An 18,039-nucleotide genomic window follows, 5' to 3' on the forward strand; every position below is an offset into this window, starting at 1 on the left:
GTGAGTCATAATTGAAACAGTAACGCGGTAAAAACAGAGTAAAAAGGACGTTGTAATGAGGGCCTGGGCTTTAGGTTTGGTTGTACTGGCTTCATGCCAAGTGGGTGCGGCAGAGACACGCTGTGGTTGGTTTGATAATTCGACCCCGGGCAATATGTCATTATTGGATCGTGACGGTAGCTGGAACATTTCCGTGCAAGGTGGGGAAGCGGTTGATGATGACTCTATGGCCATTGTTAGCCAAGTCACCGAGAACCAAGATGAGTTTGTACGGACTAATCGTAATAATGGTTTTAGCTGCGCCTGTTTAACGGTGGATAGCGATATAGAGAGTTTTACGATTGTAAAAGTCCATCAAGCGAAACAATTGTTGTTAAAGCAATGTTTGGAAGATATCCATATTACCCCACACATCCCGTTACCGTTTAAATAGCGCAACAGCCGCCAAGAGCGATGAACGTTATCGATGATCATCGTTCTTGGCAACAAAGCTCATTTATTCAATCGCTTAGCGAGTTATAGACTGGGCTATTGACAAATTAGCTATTTACAAACATGTGATTGGCTTTGGTCACGCCGCGATCATAGGTGCAAAACGTATCGGTTGCGGCTTCAGTTTTGCTGTGGATCTTGATGTTGGTGATCACTTCCAGTGCGCCTGCGTCATAACACGCTTGTTGAGCGTTTTTTACGATCTCAAGCAAGTGGTTAAGTTCACCTTTCATGGTGGTTTCCATGGCGCCGACTTGATAGGGAACATTAGCGGCTTTGACCACTTCAATCGCTTTATCAACCACTTCAAAGTTATTCCCTTCTTTAAGGCGAGGGATCACTTGAAAAGCGACAAATACATCTTTGACGATAGGGTTTTGAACTGACATGTTTCTTTATCTCACCTAGATTATTTGATGGTTACTTTGGTGATCGTAATGGTATCAAGCGGCACATCATCGTGGCCTTTCTTGGTGCCAGTGAGAACTTTGCCAATGTTATTCACAACGTCCATCCCTGCAGATACTTTACCAAATACCGCATAACCCCAACCTTGATTGGTGGTTCCGGTATGATCAAGAAAATCATTGTCATCTAAGTTAATGAAAAACTGGGCTGTAGCTGAATGCGGAGCATCAGTGCGAGCCATCGCAATCGAACCGATAGTGTTTTTTAGGCCGCGATTTGCTTCATTTACGATAGGATCACGGGTCTCTTTTTCACGCATATCTTCAGTATGGCCGCCGCCTTGGATCATAAAGCCATCGATAACACGGTGGAAAATCGTGCCTTCATAAAAACCATCTTCACAGTATTTTAGAAAGTTTTTTGAACTAACAGGGGCTCTCTCCATGTTTAATTCAATCTCAATATCACCAAAATTAGTGGTAAAAACAATCATGTATCGGCTCTTATAGTGTTGGGATAAATAATATCAATCTTAATCAATTCTTGTTGATTACGGATGCCGAATCTCTTCGTGATCAAGATTGGTATGGGCAGTTTTTGAAGTATACGCATTATCGCGTTGAGATACTCGTACTGCGTGGTGATTCACACATAGTTGGTGAGCGAGTAACTTAATCAAAAAGGTGTGATAACACCAATACATTGTTAAAATTCAAATCATTAAAAATTCTTGTTGAGGTGATAAGTGACTAAAGTGATTGATAAATTAGCATGGTTCCATGTGCGAGATGGCAAGGTGCTTGCGGTGCGTTCACGAGGTAAAGAGTTGTTTTATCTGCCCGGTGGAAAACGCGAACAAGGCGAAAGCGATGAGCAAGCGTTGATCAGAGAGATTAAAGAAGAATTGGCAGTCGAACTGCATCCAAGCAGTATCAAATACGCTGAAACGTTTACCGCTCAAGCCGATGGCAAAGCGGAAGGGGTATCGGTTCAGCTTACTTGTTATTTTGCCGATTTTAGCGGTGAAATGAGCCCAGAAGCGGAAATTGAAGAACTTAAGTTTGTCGCAATGGAAGACAAATCGGTTTGCTCATTGGCTCTTTTAGTGGCAATGGATTGGCTTAAAGCACAGCAATTCATTAATTAATATTGATAGAGTGAATGTAAATCCACAGTGGTTTGGTTAGACGTAAAATCAGTAACGACAACCAATAAATCAAATAGAGAGGAATGATGCATGTTGTGTGCTTGCTACCGAATCAGTCAATGGGCGGGGATGATCTCATTGGCTGCGGCTTTGTCCTGTATCAGTGTTAATGCTATCGCAGGATGCGATGAGATAAGCACTCAGTGCTTGGTTATCGTACAGGGAGTAGAAAGCACAGAGGCTTGTGAGATCACGACGTGTGCCAACACTAGTGAATATATTACTCAGTGGAAGCTAGCAAATGGAGGTGCGGCTTCTGAGCACTCAGATAGCCAATCCAACCTTATTAAGGTCAATGATCAAGTGGGCATACTCTTGCCGTCGAGTATTTTGAAACCCAGTTTAACGTGTTACGCATCACAGGATGGGCAGATCGTTTATTGTGCCAAGGATGCGTGGTTGTAGCGGCAGCTTTTCCGCATCTAACGGTTTTGCATCAGCGGTAAAAATGCGTTTGCGCAAACAATTCACCTCAAGCTCTAGCTATCTTTTTGTAATTGAATACTATTGTGGCCTCATTAAAGAATGCCCGTATGAGTGATTTTAGAATCATGAAGAAACCTATAGCAATGATTGTGGCTTCGATGTTCTCTTTAACCAGTGTTTTTGCGGTGGCTCAGACCAGTGAGGTGCCCGTCGCTGCAAATTCCGATGACGTCGTTAGCCAGTGCGAATTTTCTCCTGCCGCATGCGATGCGATGGCGCGGTACGATATCGCTGATAAAAAGCTCAATCATGTCTATCAGAACATTATAAGTAAAATTGAATCCAATCAATTTGACGGCTATTTGGTGGCTAAAGGTGAGATTAAAACGTCGTTAGTGGCCGCTCAGCGAACTTGGCTCAAATATCGGGATGTTCATTGTGAAGCTTATTACACCTTATTTAGCGGAGGGACATCGAAAAATATTGATCGTATGACTTGCCTTACTGAGATGACTGAGCAACGTATTTTGGTGCTGCAACAGCTTTACCTCTAAGCTCCCTCTCTCCCCTAAAGACAAAAAATTGCCTTTTCGATCGTTGCCTTTTCGATCATTGTTACTCATTTAGGAAACCGGATAAATGAACAAGTGTTGTACTGTTATCTCCCTGTTGTTAGCCAGTGGTTTTACATCGTTTTGTTACGCGCAATCAACTCCGGTTGTATTCGAATTTTCGCCAATTAGAAGCGAACAATACCAAGCTTTAGTTAAAAATAAAGCGGTATACGCTCATCCGAAACTGGTTGAAATAAAAGATTCGAAGAGTGCTTATGCAATGCTCGGCAAGCGCATCAATATTACCCAAGAGCCTGTGGAGAACGCAGATTGGATTCGAGAAACTCTGAATATTTACAACACGAAAGGTGAGAGCATCTATCAGCTTGAAGACTTTGAAACTTGTGGTTTTGAAGCTTTCTATCCGCAAGAGCAGTTACTTTCTTTTGTTTGTGGTCATGAATCTGATTGGCTGGTTTCAACTCTTACGGGTGAAGAGATAGACGAAAACCCACAAGATCGTGAGACTTCGCCTGATGGTCGTCATCGCATCAGTGGTTACTATAACGGTCAAGAATCAAGGGCGTTTTTACAGAGCTATGAAGAAGGTCAATGGCGTACGCCGGAAGTGACGATTCGCTTATCACCAACCGTTGAACTAAAGCCTGAACAAGAACCTTATCGTCAAGAATGGTTGTTTGCTTTAATGGGAGAAAAGCACTGGCTTAGCAATGATCATTGGATTTTTTATAGCCACAGCTACAACCAACATTTTGATATGCGTATGGTTGATACACAGCATGATTAGTCGTGGTTTGATTGCCGTGAAAAAGGTGTTTGTAGTAGGGCTAATCTCTTTATCGGCGTTCGCAGCAAGTTCCTCAGCTTTCGCCGAGACGTTGTTTTATTGCCAGACTCAAAGTGGTAAACAGGTCGAAGTGCAGGATTTTGGCACTATTATCCATTATCGATTTGGTGAAAAGCTGGTGGAAGCAGAATTGCAACTGACGGTTTCTCGTGATTTAGCGTCGACCCACCAATGGATTGGAGCGGGATCAAACGAGTATTACTCTGTTTCAATCCCCAATCCATCAGCTCAGAAATCGATTGTTTATCGGGTATTTACGTCACGAGAGCGCAAGCCTGATGGCAAAACGGAATCGGGGATTGATGTGCTTTCTCAGGGTAAAATAATGGCGACGATTTTGTGCCAGAATGAGAGTGTTTACGAGCAATTAATCGGTGTCGATCTGCCAGCGGAATAACCGCGCATAATAAACGAGAAAAGGGCGCGACTGGATAATTCAATCGCGCCCTTTTTTGTTATGTTTGGTGAACGTTTATTCTTCGTAGTGAGTCACAATACACGCTTGTGCTAACTGTTGATACTCTACCTGCATAGTCATTAGAAACTCATCCGCATCGGTAAATTTCTCAATCGGTGCTCCAAGTACTACATCACAGTTAAAGGGAACAAACATCGCCGTGCCTTTGGGTAGCGCTCGGCCCAATCCGCGCATTACTACCGGGATCACTGGGCAGTTTTGATGTTCCTCTACCAAGTGATATATCCCTTTCTTTAAACCGCTCATGGTTTCAGGTTCACCGCGGCTACCTTCCGGAAAGATAATCAAAATATCGCCTTGATTGAGCGCTTTATGGCACTCATCAAACACCGCATGACGATCACTTTTACTTGGTGAGCGATGGATGGGAATAATGCCCAGAACATTGAGTGATAACCATGCAGAGACTTTGTTTTTGAGAAAGTAATCGGCCGCCGCCACAGGGCGCACTTTGTGCACCATGCTGATGGGAAACAATGCCAATAGCACTAAGGTATCGAGATGACTGTTGTGATTGGCAGCCACCACCATTGGGCCATTGAGCGGCAGGTTCTGCCGATTAATAATGTTGAGGCCTAAGCCAACAAACACCAATGGCTTTACAAACAGTAAGACGAACAGAATTTTGAATATCTTCATGTCGTGCCCTAGTAGTAAAGATAATAGATGTAATGGAAGAACAACGGCGCGGTAAACATCAGGCTATCAATGCGATCCAAAATACCGCCATGGCCTGGGATAAACTGGCTGGTGTCTTTGATTTGTACGTCGCGTTTGACCGACGAAATCACCAAATCGCCAATAAAACCACTGAAGGCGATGATCATTCCTGCCACTAAACCTTGAACTGAGGTTAATGGCGTTAGGTAAGGTGCCACAAAATAGCTGGTGATGATGATAGTCGCCGCACCACCTATAAAGCCTTCCCATGTTTTATTCGGGCTGACTTTCGGTACGATTTTATGTTTGCCGAAGCTCTTACCCCATACATATTGGCAAACATCATTAAACTGAGTGAAGACCAATAAGAACAGCAGCATGCCCATCGACCCCGCATCAGGGTTCTTGCTTGGTAAGACCAATAGATAGGCCATATGGCTAACACAAAATACCGTCAGCATTAGCGCCCAATGAATGATGCCTGCTGAGCGGATAAAGCCTTTGGTATCACCAATCAGCACCGCTACCATCGGTAGGTATAGGAACATGTAGACCGGGACAAAAATGATGTACATGCCATACCAGCCAGTGGATAACCAGTAGTATTGGAATGGGATAGAAAGGTAAGCCCAGAAGATCACGCGTCGGTCGGTCATGCGGGTGGGCACGATGGAGAGGAACTCTTTTAGCGCCATAAAACTTAAGAAGGCGACAAAGATCAGCGTGTACTGAGTGGGTAGATAAAGCACCACAAAAACGATACCGATCATCCACCACCAAGAGCGAATGCGCAGTTTTAACTCATGGTAATCTTTGTCTGGATGACGGCGCGATAGATAAAGATAAACCAAGGTGCCAATCACTAGTACCAGTGTGATGGCTGCCATCATATGCAGCGAATGGATTGGGATACTAGTCATGTGCTTTCTCGTTCAATGGTTCGCTTAACGGCTCACTGGCGGCGACTGACACGGCTTGTGCTTGCTGTGCTTTGGTATTGAAAATAAACACCAGTCGACGCCAACAGGTAAAGGCGCACCCGAGCACCATGGTTGCCAGAGCGATGTCCATAAGATAAAGCCCTACACTTGGCAGAAAATCAAACCATTGGTTAAATGCCATGATGAGTACTGTCACGGTTAATAGTGCCATGCGATGTTGCTTAGCCATTGGGCCACGAAAATCAGCGGGGCAATCCATACTAATACCCAGAACGCGAATATAGGCAGACAGTACCGCCAGCAGTGCCGCTATCCAAGCCAGTGGCATGGCAAATGCGGAGTAGGCCACCAGACCTGCTGCAACAATCAATAGTGGATCGGCGATGCGATCCGGCACATCGTTAAACAGCTCCCCTGCTGGGGTTTTCTTACCGCCTTCCACCGCGACCATGCCATCGAAAAGATTGCACAGTAAACGCATTTGAATCATGAGAGCGAACAGCACTAACCAAATTGGTGCTGGCCAGAAGTAATAACCAGCCGCAAAAGCGAAGCCAACCGCGGCAAAGACAATACTCATGAGCGAGATTTGGTTAGGGGTGATGTTTTTCTGGCTCAGCCAAACGGCAATGCGTTTGGTGATAGAAATATTGCGCACAGCGAGAGGGCGACGATTAGACTCTTCTTGATGTTCCATGCAGCCAATGTCCTTGAATGAATTTGGTTGCATTATAACGACTCTGCGCCATTAATGAATAATGTAATAACAGTTTGATTCGTAACCATTCAAACTGCGTGTGACCTGTCAAATTCCTTCTATGTTGTCTGCTCCATTTGTGTAAAACAATCAAAATAAGCAATGAATCTTACTTAATTATTGGGCTAATAAATGCATCTCAAGTGTGGCAAGACTGCTGGTGTTCATCAAGAGTCCTATCGCAAGCGTTTGCAAAGCGGGCCTGCTCCACAACATTAAGAAAAACAAGCATTTTACTTTAACAATATGGCGCGAGATGTATATCAAAAGAGTATGATTTATAGCGAGTGAGGTGAACCTTTTATGAGTGTATCCCTCAAACCAGTCGGCTTACTTTACTGTTTTAGTTATGGGTGAGGTGAGTACAAGTTGTTATTGGTTACAGGTTTATGGTGAGTTGCGCGATAAGCCTTTGCTCTAGGAAGTAGATTGATGAAAACGTCGCTTTTTTACCACTGCCCAAAATGTGCCGCAGACGCTGTTCTGTCGGTAAAACATATCGATAAGATTGGCGGAGATGGTTGCTTTAATTGCCATTCCTGCAACGAGGTGTTGCGCTTAAGTGATCAAGGCATGAAAGTGCTAAATGGTCGACGAGCGGAATTAAAAACATTAGCGCCGTATCAGGTTGGCGGCATTCTAATGTTAACGGCTGCCACGGCGATTCATTTTTTTGATGGTATGGCTGCGGACACGTTATTGCTTTGCTATATCATTGCTGTTACCGCCATTTTGAAAGCACATTCCACTTTTTTCCTCGATTCTCACCTTGTGTTTAATGATAAGGCTTAGTGTTTAGCGCGTTGGTCTACTTATTGTCTATAAATTGATTCGAATTGTATGAAGTTCAAAATTGCCGATAAATTCGTCAAATATAAATATCGTGGTCCACTTTTTATCGCGCTACTATGGCCGGCACTGATTTCCGCTGGGTCATTGCTACTTGGCGGAACCATTCCTCTGGAACCTGTTTTCTACGCGTTCTGTTTTTCTTGCTTTGCCGCTTTGCTTAATTTTCGTGGTGGTCATGCCTTTAGAAAGTATGCCGCGCAACATAACGTAGAAATCACCCCTCAAGGGATGATTTCTCATGAACCTGATACCACAGAAACGATGCCATGGGGTAACGTAAAAAACGTTATCGTCAAAGGTTCTGCGCAAAGGATCAAATCGTTAAAATTACTCACTAATAATGGTGCGAGTGCCGATCTATCTCGATACGCAGATCTGGAGTTGCTATGCACAGAGTTAGAAAAATACGTCGCCGCCGAACAATGGCAATATCGTGGATACAAAAAATGAATAAGGTTGGATTAATCAGTTACTGGCTTGTTTGCCTATATGTTATTTCGCAACTGGCGTTGATGAATGAATGGCTCATCTTTGTTGATCTATTGTCATTGACCACGGTTTTAGCTCCGACTATTGCAGCCTGGTTTGTCAGGAATAATTGCTCAGCAAGTGACCGCGTAACTTTATGTGTTAAGGTTTGCTGGTTCAGTGGTGGCTTGATGTTCGTTTATGGCCTGATTTCACTGCTGAGTAACTTCCACAATGATGCCATTGCAATGGCTGCGGGCTTGGGCGTTGCGCTGATCCCTATTATTTACGCCATGGTGATAAGTTTACTGCTGGCGCCATTCACGTTCCATTCTTGTCATTCTGTGGCGGGTAAACAGGTCGATTAAGGAAAATTGATGTCTGAATCTCAGGGGATAATAGAATTTCTCGCTATGTCAGGTCTCTTGCATATCTTGGCGATTCTTGTGCTGTTGGTTGTTATTGTCATTGTTGTGGTCATCGCCATTTATGTGTCGTCAAAATCCAGTAGTAAAAGAGAGATAGTCACGGATGGAGGTGTTAAGCAGAAGGTGATTGAGACGAATTCTATTAAAGGCCAAGAGTTCATGAGATTGGCTAGCTACTATGACCCTAAGTTGCCACAACGAGCGTGTGTGAGTTGTGCCTGTACGATTAGAAAGGGTAAAGCCGTCTGTGCTCAATGTGGCGCTTTATCTGTCGCGCAGCGCTCATCATGAATAAATTTCTATCGCTAGCGCTGTTTATATTTTCTTGTGCCAGCCAAGCCAATGAGTTTGTCGAAAAGCCGATTGAGCATTTTCAGCCGTTAGCCGAATTTGCGAGTGTTGCTGATTATGAACGGCCAATTGCTGAGTACGTACAAACTTGCTTAGACAATAGCTTTGGCGGTTCACTGTCACTACGCTGTTTCGTGGCTGATGAGTTGTGGGATAAAGAGCTTAATTATTACTACCGATTACTTTATCGAAGTTTAGATTCAGAGGGTAAGGCGGAACTTAAAACCAGTCAGTTAGCTTGGTTAGCCTCACGCGATCAAAGTATCGAATTTAATCGTCATCTTATCGGTCAGCAATACCCGCAGGCGGGATCTATGTATGTCGCAATTCGTGCACAGGTCGCATCTGATCTATTGGCTCCGCTGATTAAGCAACGAGCCTTGTTACTCAAGCAATGGTTAGAAATATTAGAACAGCAGCCTTTCGAGCCGCTGTGACGTCATGGATATAATCAATTAAGTAGAGAATATGAAACCTTTTATCCCTCTGATCACTTTTCTTTTTGGATATGTGAGTACCCCCTTACTTGCAAATGACGTGATGACGGACACTCGTTGCTTTTCATCACCCAACGGTAAGATCAATCTTGAGCTAAAAACCTATCTTGATCGAGACATCGGTTGGGTGGGGGGACAAGTACGCTATAAGCAATCTGAAAGTCATATTCCATTGGTATACCAAGGAGAAGAGACGATCAATGAAGTTCCGGATAGGCCGTGGGAGTTCAAACATACTTGGTTGGAAATCGTCGACGGTAAAATCAATGGACGCTATGAGTTCCATAGCCAAGGCGCGGTGGTGTGGAATCTACATTACATCCATAACAGTGGTCGAAATGTCGATCTTTCTAGTCAGTCTTACAACCTTGATGATAACGGCCAGTGCATTTGGAACCGTAACTAGCAAGCAATGAGCAAAGCGCCGTGATATGAATAATAACAATCGCCATTGAGTAGGTTAGGTTTTGAAAAATATAATAAAGTCACTTTTTAGTCGTTCAGCCGCCGTGAACGAAAATAGCCTAGAAGTTGGGCACCACATGCTGGAAAATAAAGAAATAGAGCTGCAATATCGTATTCAATCTCAGCGTTTGTATTACGGCGGAACTACGCAATTGCAAATCGTTAAGCAGGACGGCCTTAATAGCGACCTACATAGTCAATTTGAACTGCAAGGCTGTCAACGAGAGGTGGTCTTAACGCAATGGCTGGATAGTCGCCATTTCGTGGCGGTTGATGATACGGGGCGAGTGTATATTGCTGCGATTAACGCGCCAGGTAAATTCACGCTAGCACCGATATTTTCATTTGAGGTTTATCCCACCAAAGACGTTTGTTTGCAGGACGGTAAATTGTACTTAGTGGGCGCAAAGAAGATCGGGCGTCGTCGAGATAGCCTCCTATTCTCTATTGATCTTAGTATCGCGCTAACACAAACATCGGTAGAGCATTTGAGTGCAGCTCATTTCACCCTTGAGCACTATGAAGTACCTTTCCGCTTTGTTGATGGCAGCATGGTGAATGTTGGTCATGATGAATTTGTTTTCTATCAATTGGGTAAAAAGCGCACTCATCAACTGGTCAGTTACAATCCAGAGAGTGGTATTGTGGAAACCTATCCGTTAGAAGGTAAACCAGCTCCAGATGAGACGCCTATTCGCCATATTTTCTTCCAAGATAAAAAGCATGCTACGTTGATATTAGCCAATGCGGAAACCGTAACGTTAGCCAAAGGTGCTGATGGCGAAGCTAATGACGCTGGGCCATGCTTTGATTTTTCGGTGCAATTAATCGATTTCAAGCAGAAGAAAACCGTGTGGAATCGCGTTGTACGCTCATTGAGCGCTGAACAAATTTGTGATGAATATGATCGAGAAGAATTGGTTGATTCATTAACTGCAATTGCAGGCGGAGATGCTAGTTCAAGCCATCATGATGGGCTACAAACCTTTATTGAGTGTTTAACTTCGGCTACGCTAGCAGAAGATGGCCAGAGTATTTGGCTTGGCTGGCAAGATAATAAAATTCAACAGTTCTCGCTCATTGGAGAATGCTTAACACCGCTCTATTCGTTGACGCGCGCAGGCAGTGAACGTGGTTTAAGCCTATTTGAGCATGAACCAGTGGTGATCCAAGGTCAAATCGACCAACATTTGATGATTGCCGTTGGTATGGAAGACGATGAGTTTATCTGGCAATGCGATCTTGCTCAGGCGGAGCTTGCTAATACCAATACCAATCAACTGCAATGTGCTCAATCACAATTAACACTGACCATACCCAACACGATGGGTTGTATTCCTGCTACAAGTGGTCAGGTCGATGTGCCTTGCCAAGACTTTAATGATGACAATGCGCGTCTAGAGTCGCTGCGAAATCTGCTGGCACTGATGCCATCATGGCAATCTCACTATGAGCAGAACCTGCGGGATAGGCCGTATGCCACATCATTCTATGTCGCGTTTAATGGCCAGCAAACTTGTGATGTTGCGATGAAAAGTGAATATGATGTTTTCCCTTATGCGGCTGGCCACGCAGAGGGCGCGGATCTTATTGCGCAAATTATTGCTCAGTACGCTACTTGGTCATGTGCCGGTGATCTTGTTGGAGCGAAAGGCTATCCCGCATTAGCTGATGCGGTGATGTCTTTGGTCGATAAGCGCCAGTATTTACCCGTAATCGCTGACTATTTCTGTGCGATAGGTAGTCGAGAGCCTGTAAACCCTTATCATATTCATCATACGCTGCCAGTGATTCGAGAGGTGCACGCCGACACGCCCGAGCTAGCGGCTTTTATGGCTAAAGTTCCGTGGCTTTGGAATGATGAAAGTTTTAGCGTGGCCTATGTCGGCGATTACGACGATTAAGCAACGCTTATCGGTTATCAATACAGGGTGCTGGCTTTCAGCACTCTTTTTTTATGTCTGTTATTATTCTTTCCTACCGCTTAATCTGCCGTTAAATCGATAAGGATAATCATTCAAATTAAGTTTCAGTTTGCTGGCTTAGCCGCTTGATTTAAGATGCAAATATTGGCATGCCTTTCATGCCGCCCCATGTTGTATTTATAGGAAGGTGAATGATGAAAAAATATCTTACGGCACTGATGTTAGTGACAGCCCTAACCGGTTGTGATGATGCAAGTAAAGCAATTGAGCAAGCGCAAGATGCCGCTAATGATGCAGTCGATAGCCTTCAAGAAAAAATTGAGTCGGTCGATCTCGAGGCTTTGAATTTGGATCAGTTTGGTGAAGCGGCGGACTCTGCAGAAAAGCTGGCAGAATCAGTGCAAGAAGCGTTGACGGTGGATTTTGCAGATCAGCAAGCATTGACTGATGCGAAAGAGCACATCGCCAATGCATACGCTTGTCTTGTGGATGTGTCGTCAGAATCGACCGCTGAAAAGCTGATGAACAAAGTAATGGAGACCATCAGTAATCAAGAAGCACAATCGTTGATTGAGCGCAGTATTGATAAGGCTAAAGAAGCACAAGAGTGTGTGATGTAAACACCCTGCGTATTTGCTGCTTCAGCGTTGTTGACTACACTCTCTCACTCTAATCACATAGAGCCCTATGCTCATAGAGATTCGTTTATTTGTCGCCTAGTTGTAGTAGCAACTACTTTGGGTGTTGCATGTAAATGATATTAATTGCTTCAGTGTTGTTGGCGATACTGAAGCTGCCATTACATCCAGATGTTATAGGTAATATCAGCGCATTTTAGCGTCGTTGGCAGGTGGTACATCCCCGACAGGCTTGCCTTGTGTGCTTGTCTAAGCGTGAGCGCTGAATCTTACAGTAAGCGTTTTTCAACGCGCGGCGTGCGGCAAACCAATCCTCTGGCTTTTGTAAAATTAAGTAACCGTTAAAGCGTTTCACTAATTGAGTTCGATATTCATTGATGAACTTGCTGTCATACTCAATCTCGAAATGTTGCAGAGCTTGCTCAATCGAAGTAAAGCTGGCGATGGTTTTCTGAATTTTCGTTTGGCTCATAGTGTAATCTAATGGCTGATGCAGCGAGCAAAGAAACTAGCATAACCTTATTGTACTTACTTTGATTTTGGTCGCCACATGGAGCCTCAGCTGCCGGGAATTTTTTGTTCGGAAATTGCACTAAAATCATACCTCACAATATGTTACTCCGACTTCTGTCACATCCTCTTACTTTTCTTTGTGTTATTTACGATATTCAAGCCGGAAACTGTTAGCGCTTTCATACTTCTAAAACATGAATTTATATACACTGTAAAAGAGTTTTTACCAAGGTAGACAAACCATGTGGAAAGATATCGTCTCATTGTCTGACGATAAGCAAAAGGTTACGGCACGCTTACCCAAAGAGATTGAGTTGAAGCGTGATTTTAACCAGAGCGGGCTATCAAACGTTTTATCCAATCTCAATGCTGGAGCTTATTTCGTTCTAGAAGAAGAGGTAATGCGTTTTCTTTCTCTTGCTAAAGAAGGGAAGTCAGAAGCTTTTCACGGGATTGTGATTGCGGAAGTGCGTAATGCAACGGTCGAAGTCTTGGTAACCGAAAACGACATGCTGGCCAGCATGGTGGTAACTGGTGCTTATGGAGGCAAATCTCTACAAGGTCCACAAGTGATTCACGCCCTAGCGCGCGCCTCAGTGACCAAAGGCATAAATAAGTTAGCCTTGAAAAAGGTCATGATGGTCAGTCAGCAACTCCCCCCTGGTAAACAATTCACTCAACCTGTCGCAACAGGCAAAAAGCCAATTGAAGGCAAAGATGCCAAATTTGTTGCACTCGTCAAAGACGTATCCAAGCAAGTTCTCGCCCCGGTTGAAGATGAAACGGGCAAAGTTGATATGCTTAATTTGGGGGAGACCATCAATGTAGCGGCTGGCCAATCGTTAATGCGCCGGGTTGCGCCAACGTTGGGTATACCGGGCTTAACCGTGCAAGGAAAGGTGCTAACGGCAGGTGACGGGAAAGATGCGCCCCTCAAAGAGGGGAAAGGCACCGTCATTTCAGCCAGTGATCCGGACGTCCTAGTGGCGGCGGTGTCAGGAATGCCTATTCTGCACGCTTCCAGTGTCGATGTTGATGAAGTGCTGGTGGTACAAACCATAGGGGTGGCGACGGGCCACGTTAAGTTTAAAGGCAATGTTATCGTACGCGGTAATATCGAATCTGACATGATTGTGCGGGCAACTGGCAATATTACCGTTGCCGGTTTTATTGAGTCGGCAGATGTTCAGGCTCAGGGTGATATCGAAGTTGCCAAAGGCATCATTGGTCACAATGTGTCGGATAACCAATTCAAATCGTGTTTGCTGAAAGCGGGTGGCTCAATCAAAGCCAACTATGCACAATTTAGTGAGTTGCAGGCTGGTAATGATATTAATCTAACCATTCATTGCATGAACAATGAAGTGCGCTGTGGTAACAATTTAACCGTCAGTGATGAAGCCAAACGTCAAGGTACATTGAGCGGTGGTCGAGCTAAAGTAGGCGGCAGAATCACTTGTGTGAATTTGGGGGTCGAAGGTGATACCGCAACATTCATACATGCTTTTGCTCGTTATAAAATGCATAAAGAACGTCAGAGCAAATACAAAGAGCATTACCAACTTGCGCAAGAAACTGCGATGGATGTGGTGCGCAAAGAATTGGAATTTAAGAAACGCCCGAAAGCGGATCGTAGCGAAGAAGAGCAAGATCAAATTGATCAACGTAAAGTCGCGGCAAATGCCAATCTGGAAAAAATCAAACAAGCACGTGATAACCATCAAGAGGAATTTAATCGTCTGTTAGAAGAGAATTTCGTGGAAGTGACCAACAAGGTTTACTCTCACGTGACGATTCAATTTGGTGAAGAAAAAGTGACGACGAAACGATCACATGGCGCGAGTTTTTTCCGTTTCAATCAATTTGAAATTCGCTGTTCAGCTACGCTAGACGAAGAGGCGCTATCCGAAGACTTCTAGCGCTTATACCATTCTCACCATCCCTCAAACTCTCGCATTATGCGAGAGTTTTTTCATCTGCGATGTCTTGCAAAATTAAACCAACGGTTCGCTGCGCGGGCTAGAAATCACAATGCAGATCAATGAAATTGCGCTGTTACTTATCTCAATATCTAACGGTTTTAAGCCGTTATTACATTTCCTTGTTAAGGCAAACCCATGCAAATAGTCGACTAGCAGACCTAAGGCATTATAACGTGCTGAACAGTCGAGATTTAAAGATGCAATGATCATCTCAAACCGTTGGCTGAAGATAGGTGCTGGCCCCTGCGCATCCATGGATAATCGTGTCTCTAAAAGCCCTCAATAGCGTTGGATCAGCAAAAGGTAACACTTGGCTAGTTTTGATTTTTCCTATTCTTACGAGAGAAGAAACGAGGCCATTCAGTTGTCATAATGCGATACAGTTCATTTAGATCGATATAAAACACTATTAATTGGAGATTGTGACTAACTTAATGGGTTGTATCTGTATTTAGGTGATATTTTAGGCTTTAAAATCGGTTTTAGGTGGCGCTTTTGTCGCACGAATCAAGCAGATCAGTGTTTTTAATCATTCTCACAGTGTAAGAAATGAATGGGTTTATTGTTTATAGTTTCTCATTATTTAGGAATACAATTTGCGCAACTCTTCAATGAAAAGATAAAACATAAGTGTGAACTCGATGAAGCAGAATTCAGGGCAGGTTAACGAAAAGCTATTGCAGCTTTTGATGCAAGTTGCGGTTAACGAAGAACCAGTAACGGCAAAAACGCTTAGTGAGCAACTAGGAACACCGATCAGTAGTCTGTATCGCCACCTGAAGTTGCTTAAAGAGTGGAACTTGATCGAAGAAAGTCCAAGTGACAAAACCTTGATCATCGGTCCGGCGGCGTTGCTGCTTATGCGCAGTTATGAGACGAGTCAGCACGATTTGGATTCGGTAGACGCGGTACTTAATCGCCTGCAAAAACAGACGAGTGAAATGGCCGCTTATATGGTTCCTGTGGGCTATAGAGCTCTATGTGTGAGTCGTAAAGAAAGCATGCAAGCATTGCGCTGTAGTTATGTGCAAGGTCAAAGCCAACCTTTGCTGAGGGGAGCCTCTTCAAAAGTGATGTTGGCCTTTATGCCTGCGCAACGCCGCGAGAAAATTTTACGCTACTTTGGCGAAGCTCATCGGATTAACGAGTGGCAACAGGAGCTTGATGTTATACGTTCGCAAGGCTATGCGATCAGTACATCAGAAATTGATCCGGGCGTATCCGGTATTAGTGCTCCTGTAATGAAAGGATCGAAGTTAATTGGAGCGATTTCCGTCATGGCACCAGCACACCGTGTGCTGCAAAACCAACAACGGATCATCCTTCATGTGCTTCAAGCGGCAAGGGCTCTTCCTCCAGAAAGGTGATTGATATGTTTGGTCTGTTTCGACGCAATAAAACCCACGATCTTGTTGGTGTTCCGACGCATTCTATGGCTTTAATTAGTGCTGCTCAGCCAATTAAACCGATGAAGTTAGTCGAGTTTGAAATGGCCGAACAAAGCCTATCGGATGTTTTTGATTGGATGACCGAGCAAAGTCATAATCGTTGGATTAACGGTGGGCATTTTTCACTTTCTGATCAAATGATTGGTCGCTATCAATTAAACTTGAGCCGTTATTTTGGCTCAAACAGCTTGCCGGTAGTGTTCACCAATAGTACCGAGACGTTATTGCACGCTTTGCCGCTTTTACATTCGACGAGTAAAGAGCTAGGCATCATCCACATCGGTAATCAGTTTGAAAACAAAGCGACATTAGAGCCAGAAGTGGGTTCAGCCTATCATTTTGCATTGGCACGCTTTAATGAATTTCGTTTGTTTTGTATTGGTATTGATCCTCGGGTACAAAGTGAACATGCCTTCGAATATGCAGAAGACCTAGGTTGTGACTGGCTGACATTGCCTGAATGTCAGTTTAGTCATCGCCTCCAGGTTAAACAGCAAGTTACGAATTACCTCTCGCACTGTGATGAAATCGTGCTCAATATCGATTTAGAGTCGCTATGTGCGCGTTCCCGTTTAGAGGCGGACCGTAACCTAGATGTACAGATTGTTACTCGCATCATTCGTCAGTGCTTGATGTCAGGTAAAGTGAAGTTGGTGCAGTTGGTAGGTTGGAAAGATAAGCATGTGTTTGCTAAATCAACCCAGGTGATTCTGCAAGAGTTAGCCGGAATGGTTCCGAGTAGCGACCAAGTGGCCTAATGGCATAGTTTACTCACCTAACCAAACACACCTATGTGCCTGAGCAAGCGAGCAGCAAGCGTTTTTTCTGCACGCTAGAAATACAAAAGCTGGCTAATGAGCCAGCTTAGAGGTCGTTGTAACGCACATTACGCAGATTTATTAACTGCTTTATTCGTATCTTTCCAATATTGAATACGAACACGATGTAATTGTGCTTTTCTCATTTTCTTCATGATATTTCCTCACGAAAGCGCGTTCTCATATGAACGCATTTGAATACAGTTCTTCATGAACCTTTTGAATGTAGCCGTGATTGCTTCACATGGCTAGGACTTTGATCACATTTTATACTGAAATGCTGTCGTTTTAATCGGTTAATGTGGATGACATATCACCTTCATATATCTGACAACGAAATGTCAGAAAAATGCCATCAAAATTAAATCCAACAAAAACAAAAGTTTAACATTTCATTTGCCGCTATATAATATTAAGCATATTTAGTGCCAATAAAAATGCTCATTGTTGCACAATGATGTGAATAATGGACTGTGACCTAGAACCAGTTATAGCCTCGGTTTGTGATGAGTTTCCAATCTAAATTAATCTTATGGAGAGCCGGACCAGTCAAAATTTAAATTTGGCATAAATTTTGTGATATTGTATCGATTTTGTTATTCACCTGATTGACTAAAGGATGAAGAGAGCATAATTTAGTACTACACATCCCATCCAAGAGAGGTAATTCTATGTTTGCATTCGCAATTTTCTCGGTCGCTATTGGCGTTTTTTTTGTCTCTTGGATATGTCATCACGGTTTGCCGATGATGGGGCTGCATGTCGATATTGAGGATGGATTGTTGTTATCTGAGGTTATTGGAGAAGACGTGCTAGAAGCATAAATTGGTCAATAACATTTCCTCAGCGAAATAACAAAAAGA

At 43.7% G+C, this 18,039-nt stretch carries 24 protein-coding genes; 18 read left to right on the plus strand and 6 right to left on the minus strand.

The window, feature by feature from the left end:
- Positions 1-55 precede the first annotated feature (55 nt).
- Entirely contained in the window at positions 56-433 is a 378-nt protein-coding gene (locus RH85_RS05045; protein WP_006711122.1) for a DUF4087 domain-containing protein, read from the plus strand.
- A gap of 106 nt (positions 434-539) precedes the next feature.
- Here RH85_RS05045 and RH85_RS05050 read toward each other — a convergent pair whose 3' ends face one another.
- Positions 540-881, minus strand: a complete 342-nt coding sequence (locus RH85_RS05050; protein WP_005600356.1) for a thiamine-binding protein — start codon at positions 879-881, stop codon at positions 540-542.
- Between the two features lie 20 nt (positions 882-901).
- On the minus strand, positions 902-1,393 hold the full coding sequence (locus tag RH85_RS05055) for a peptidylprolyl isomerase (RefSeq protein ID WP_005600358.1): 492 nt from the start codon (positions 1,391-1,393) through the stop codon (positions 902-904).
- Positions 1,394-1,645: 252 nt separating this feature from the next.
- Here RH85_RS05055 and RH85_RS05060 point away from each other — a divergent pair, with 252 nt between their 5' ends.
- The 5 genes from RH85_RS05060 (at position 1,646) to RH85_RS05080 (ending at position 4,352) form a co-directional block, all read left to right on the plus strand.
- Entirely contained in the window at positions 1,646-2,047 is a 402-nt protein-coding gene (locus tag RH85_RS05060) for an NUDIX hydrolase (RefSeq protein WP_006711123.1), read from the plus strand.
- A gap of 90 nt (positions 2,048-2,137) precedes the next feature.
- Complete coding sequence (locus RH85_RS05065) at positions 2,138-2,512, plus strand: hypothetical protein (protein WP_006711124.1); 375 nt, start codon at positions 2,138-2,140, stop codon at positions 2,510-2,512.
- A 128-nt stretch (positions 2,513-2,640) separates the two neighbouring features.
- Positions 2,641-3,087: a lysozyme inhibitor LprI family protein gene (locus tag RH85_RS05070; protein ID WP_006711126.1), complete on the plus strand. Its 447-nt coding sequence runs from the start codon at positions 2,641-2,643 to the stop codon at positions 3,085-3,087.
- An 85-nt stretch (positions 3,088-3,172) separates the two neighbouring features.
- Entirely contained in the window at positions 3,173-3,895 is a 723-nt protein-coding gene (locus tag RH85_RS05075) for a hypothetical protein (RefSeq protein ID WP_006711127.1), read from the plus strand.
- Positions 3,888-4,352, plus strand: coding sequence for a hypothetical protein (locus RH85_RS05080; RefSeq protein WP_006711128.1), 465 nt, complete (start codon positions 3,888-3,890; stop codon positions 4,350-4,352). Before RH85_RS05075 ends, RH85_RS05080 begins: the two co-directional genes overlap by 8 nt.
- Before the next feature lie 75 nt (positions 4,353-4,427).
- Here RH85_RS05080 and RH85_RS05085 read toward each other — a convergent pair whose 3' ends face one another.
- Genes RH85_RS05085 through RH85_RS05095 form a run of 3 tightly spaced genes read right to left on the minus strand, consistent with a single transcriptional unit; the run spans position 4,428 to position 6,731 of the window.
- Positions 4,428-5,072: a lysophospholipid acyltransferase family protein gene (locus RH85_RS05085; protein WP_006711129.1), complete on the minus strand. Its 645-nt coding sequence runs from the start codon at positions 5,070-5,072 to the stop codon at positions 4,428-4,430.
- Positions 5,073-5,080: 8 nt separating this feature from the next.
- On the minus strand, positions 5,081-6,013 hold the full coding sequence (locus RH85_RS05090) for a phosphatidate cytidylyltransferase (protein WP_006711130.1): 933 nt from the start codon (positions 6,011-6,013) through the stop codon (positions 5,081-5,083).
- Entirely contained in the window at positions 6,006-6,731 is a 726-nt protein-coding gene (locus RH85_RS05095) for a CDP-alcohol phosphatidyltransferase family protein (RefSeq protein WP_006711131.1), read from the minus strand. Before RH85_RS05095 ends, RH85_RS05090 begins: the two co-directional genes overlap by 8 nt.
- A gap of 492 nt (positions 6,732-7,223) precedes the next feature.
- Here RH85_RS05095 and RH85_RS05100 point away from each other — a divergent pair, with 492 nt between their 5' ends.
- The 8 genes from RH85_RS05100 to RH85_RS05135 all read left to right on the plus strand — a co-directional run bounded on the left by RH85_RS05100 (position 7,224) and on the right by RH85_RS05135 (position 12,397).
- The gene (locus RH85_RS05100; protein WP_006711132.1) at positions 7,224-7,583 is read left to right on the plus strand and encodes a hypothetical protein; all 360 of its coding nucleotides are present in this window, start codon (positions 7,224-7,226) and stop codon (positions 7,581-7,583) included.
- Between the two features lie 48 nt (positions 7,584-7,631).
- A complete protein-coding gene (locus RH85_RS05105) occupies positions 7,632-8,093 on the plus strand; it encodes a hypothetical protein (protein WP_006711133.1) in 462 nt (153 codons plus the stop codon).
- A complete protein-coding gene (locus tag RH85_RS05110; RefSeq protein WP_006711134.1) occupies positions 8,090-8,479 on the plus strand; it encodes a hypothetical protein in 390 nt (129 codons plus the stop codon). The genes RH85_RS05105 and RH85_RS05110 overlap by 4 nt, the downstream gene beginning before the upstream one ends.
- Before the next feature lie 9 nt (positions 8,480-8,488).
- Entirely contained in the window at positions 8,489-8,830 is a 342-nt protein-coding gene (locus tag RH85_RS05115) for a hypothetical protein (RefSeq protein WP_006711135.1), read from the plus strand.
- Positions 8,827-9,327 (plus strand): lysozyme inhibitor LprI family protein, encoded by a 501-nt coding sequence (locus tag RH85_RS05120; protein ID WP_006711136.1) that lies wholly within the window; start codon positions 8,827-8,829, stop codon positions 9,325-9,327. Before RH85_RS05115 ends, RH85_RS05120 begins: the two co-directional genes overlap by 4 nt.
- Before the next feature lie 31 nt (positions 9,328-9,358).
- Positions 9,359-9,793: a hypothetical protein gene (locus tag RH85_RS05125; RefSeq protein WP_006711137.1), complete on the plus strand. Its 435-nt coding sequence runs from the start codon at positions 9,359-9,361 to the stop codon at positions 9,791-9,793.
- Positions 9,794-9,854: 61 nt separating this feature from the next.
- Positions 9,855-11,756, plus strand: a complete 1,902-nt coding sequence (locus RH85_RS05130) for a hypothetical protein (protein ID WP_241210358.1) — start codon at positions 9,855-9,857, stop codon at positions 11,754-11,756.
- Between the two features lie 215 nt (positions 11,757-11,971).
- On the plus strand, positions 11,972-12,397 hold the full coding sequence (locus tag RH85_RS05135; protein WP_006711139.1) for a hypothetical protein: 426 nt from the start codon (positions 11,972-11,974) through the stop codon (positions 12,395-12,397).
- Between the two features lie 214 nt (positions 12,398-12,611).
- On the opposite strand, the gene RH85_RS05140 is transcribed toward RH85_RS05135, so the two are convergent.
- On the minus strand, positions 12,612-12,887 hold the full coding sequence (locus RH85_RS05140; RefSeq protein ID WP_006711140.1) for a nitrogenase-stabilizing/protective protein NifW: 276 nt from the start codon (positions 12,885-12,887) through the stop codon (positions 12,612-12,614).
- 283 nt (positions 12,888-13,170) lie between these two features.
- On the opposite strand from RH85_RS05140, the gene RH85_RS05145 reads away from it, so the two are divergent.
- From RH85_RS05145 to RH85_RS23140, 4 genes are all read left to right on the plus strand, one after another.
- A complete protein-coding gene (locus RH85_RS05145; protein WP_006711141.1) occupies positions 13,171-14,847 on the plus strand; it encodes a DUF342 domain-containing protein in 1,677 nt (558 codons plus the stop codon).
- A gap of 704 nt (positions 14,848-15,551) precedes the next feature.
- Positions 15,552-16,277 (plus strand): IclR family transcriptional regulator, encoded by a 726-nt coding sequence (locus tag RH85_RS05155; RefSeq protein ID WP_006711143.1) that lies wholly within the window; start codon positions 15,552-15,554, stop codon positions 16,275-16,277.
- 5 nt (positions 16,278-16,282) lie between these two features.
- Positions 16,283-17,116: an arginase family protein gene (locus RH85_RS05160; protein WP_006711144.1), complete on the plus strand. Its 834-nt coding sequence runs from the start codon at positions 16,283-16,285 to the stop codon at positions 17,114-17,116.
- A gap of 731 nt (positions 17,117-17,847) precedes the next feature.
- Entirely contained in the window at positions 17,848-18,000 is a 153-nt protein-coding gene (locus RH85_RS23140) for a hypothetical protein (RefSeq protein WP_006711145.1), read from the plus strand.
- The last annotated feature ends 39 nt before the right edge of the window (positions 18,001-18,039 follow it).

It is taken from the genome of Vibrio ichthyoenteri ATCC 700023 (assembly GCF_000222605.1).
Classification (GTDB): Bacteria; Pseudomonadota; Gammaproteobacteria; order Enterobacterales; family Vibrionaceae; genus Vibrio; species Vibrio ichthyoenteri.